Here is a 2,730-nt window from a genome sequence, read left to right as displayed (position 1 = left end):
GTGGCGGTGAACCAGCTGGACCAGATGACGCAGCAGAACGCGGCGCTGGTGGAGCAGAGCGCCGCCGCCGCGCAGAGCCTGCGCGACCAGGCCGGACGATTGACGGAAGTGGTGCAGGTGTTCCGCCTCGCGCACTGATACGCACGACATCAAACACAGGAGAGAGAGATGCAAGCATTCATGCGGCAATTCACCGTGCGCCAGCGCATGATCGGCGCCATCGCCGTGGTGCTGACCCTGCTCGGCGCCGTCGGCGGCGCCGGTCTGTGGGGCATGTGGCGGCTGTCGAACGTGGCCAACGAGTTCACCGAACGCGCCTACCAGGAGACGGTGACACTCTCCCAGCTCAAGGCCTCCATGGGTGCGATGACGCGCCATGAGAAGGACATGATCATTGCCTACGAGAAGCCCGACCTCGTGATCGCGGCCAAGGCGCGCTGGAAGGCCGAGGCCGACAAGACCGCCGCCACCATGGCCACCTTGCTGGCCGGCCGCGACGAGTCGCGCGACGCGCTGGTGACCCAGATGCAGGAACGTCTGAAGGCCTACATGGCCGCGATCGAGCCGGTGTCGCACCAGCTCGAGAGCGGTGGCTACGAAACAGCCACCATCGCGAACCGCATGCTCGGGCGTGCGCACGAGCAGCACAAGGGCCTGACGGAACTGCTCGACCAGGTGGAGGCCTCCCTGGGCGAGGACGTGACCGCTCTGAGCGCGCGCAGCGACAGCGCGAGCCAGCAGACCCTGTGGGTCTTCGGCGTTGCCCTGGCGCTGGCCGCGCTCATCGTGGTGCCCACCACCCTGGCCAACATGCAGAGCATCTGCGCGCCGGTGGACCAGGCGCGCCACCTGGCCGACGCCATCGCCGAGGGCGACCTCACGCGCACGGTGCAGGCCACGGGCCGCGACGAGATCGCCGAGCTGCTGCGAGCGCTGGGCCGCATGCAGACCTCGCTTTCGCGCATCGTGGGCGATGTGCGCAACAGCTCCGACAGCATCGGCACCGCGTCGCAGGAGATCGCCACGGGCAACCAGGACCTGAGCTCGCGCACCGAGCAGACCGCGAGCAACCTGCAGCAGACCGCGGCCAGCATGGAGCAGCTCAGCAGCACGGTGCGCCAGAGCGCCGACGCCGCGCGCCAGGCCAGCGCCATGGCCGCGGCCAACGCCGAGGTGGCCGCGCGCGGCGGTGAGGTGGTGGGCCAGGTCGTCACCACCATGCAGGAGATCCAGCACAGCAGCCAGAAGATCGGCGACATCATTGGCGTCATCGACGACATCGCCTTCCAGACCAACATCCTGGCCCTGAACGCCGCGGTGGAAGCCGCGCGCGCCGGTGAGCAGGGCCGCGGCTTCGCCGTGGTGGCGGCCGAGGTGCGCAGCCTGGCGCAGCGCAGCGCCGAGGCGGCCAAGGAAATCAAGGGCCTGATCGGCGACAGCGTGGACAAGGTGCAGACCGGCACGCAGCTCGTGGCGCAGGCCGGCAGCACCATTGGCGAGATCGTGGACAACGCCCAGAAGATTTCGGCCTTCGTCACCGACATCACCACCGCCGCGCAGGAGCAGAGCGACGGCATCGGCCAGGTGAACACCGCCGTGGGCCAGCTCGACCAGATGACGCAGCAGAACGCCGCGCTGGTGGAGCAGAGCGCCGCCGCCGCCGAAAGCCTGCGCGAGCAGGCCGGCCGCCTGGCGACCGCCGTGCAGGTGTTCCGGGTGACTGCCTGAGCCCCCACGCTCCGCCGCTGCGCGGGTCGCTGCCCCCCGAGGGGGCTGATCCGCCTTGGGGCGGCCCGGCGGCGGATCGCTCCCGCCACCCGATCTTCGAGGAGGAACAAGAATGAACTTCAACCAACGCCTCATCCTGGCCTTCGTGGCGCCCGCCGTGCTGTTCGTGGCTGGCCTGGGCGGCAGCATCTGGTCGCTCACGCAGACGCAGTCGCGTTTCGACCAGTACATCAACACCGAGCAGGCCATTGCCAGCGGCGTACAGGAGATGTACGCGCAAGGCCTGCAGATGGGCCAGGCGCTGCGCAACATCGTGCTCGACCCCAACAACCCGCAGGCCTACAAGAACCTGGACGGGGCGCGCGAGGCCTTCGACACGGCGCACAAGGGCACGCTGGAGGTGGCGCGCGGCACGGCGAGCGAAGCCGCACTGGCGCCGCTGGCCGGCCTGCGCGCCGAGCAGGCCAAGGCGCAGGACAAGGTGCTGGAACTGGTCAAGGCCGGCAGCGGTGTCGAGGCCGTGCAGGCGCTCAACGCCCAGGAAACGCCCGCCTGGCGCAAGCTGCGCGGGGCGCTGCTGGAACTGGGCAAGGCCTCGCGCGACCTGTCATCGCGCACGCACGCCTCGGTGAACGCCGAAGCCGATCGCGCGCGCTGGGTGGCGCTGGGGCTGGCAGTGTTGGCCATCGGTGTGGCGCTGGGCCTGGGGTTCATGGTCGTGCGCACGCTGCGCCAGGAACTCGGCGGCGACCCGGCGGTGGCGCGTCAGGCGGTGCGCCGCATCGCCGAGGGTGACCTGACGGGCACCATGCCCGACAGCGCTTACGCACAGAGCCTCGTGGGCGCGCTGACAGCGATGCAGAACGCCATGCGCGCGCTGGTGGGCCAGGTGCACCAGTCCAGCCAGGGCATCGAGGTGGCGAGCACGGAGATCGCCAGGGGCAACCAGGACCTGAGCGCGCGCACGGAGCAGACCGCGAGCAACCTGCAGCAGACGGCGGC

The 2,730-nt window shown here is 70.0% G+C and carries 1 protein-coding gene and 2 pseudogenes; all 3 read left to right on the top strand.

Features of this window, described 5'->3' with window-relative positions; translation table 11 throughout:
* Positions 1–138 (top strand): annotated as a pseudogene (locus tag GTO19_RS05695) (chemotaxis protein); the annotation flags it as partial.
* A gap of 30 nt (positions 139–168) precedes the next feature.
* Positions 169–1,728: a methyl-accepting chemotaxis protein gene (locus tag GTO19_RS05690; RefSeq protein ID WP_291018978.1), complete on the top strand. Its 1,560-nt coding sequence runs from the start codon at positions 169–171 to the stop codon at positions 1,726–1,728.
* Between the two features lie 112 nt (positions 1,729–1,840).
* Positions 1,841–2,730 (top strand): annotated as a pseudogene (locus GTO19_RS05685) (chemotaxis protein); the annotation flags it as partial.

This window comes from Hydrogenophaga sp., from assembly GCF_011772445.1.
GTDB lineage: Bacteria > Pseudomonadota > Gammaproteobacteria > Burkholderiales > Burkholderiaceae_C > Hydrogenophaga.
Note: the sequence above shows the minus strand (reverse complement) of the source record. Positions and strands in the feature narration are given on the sequence as shown.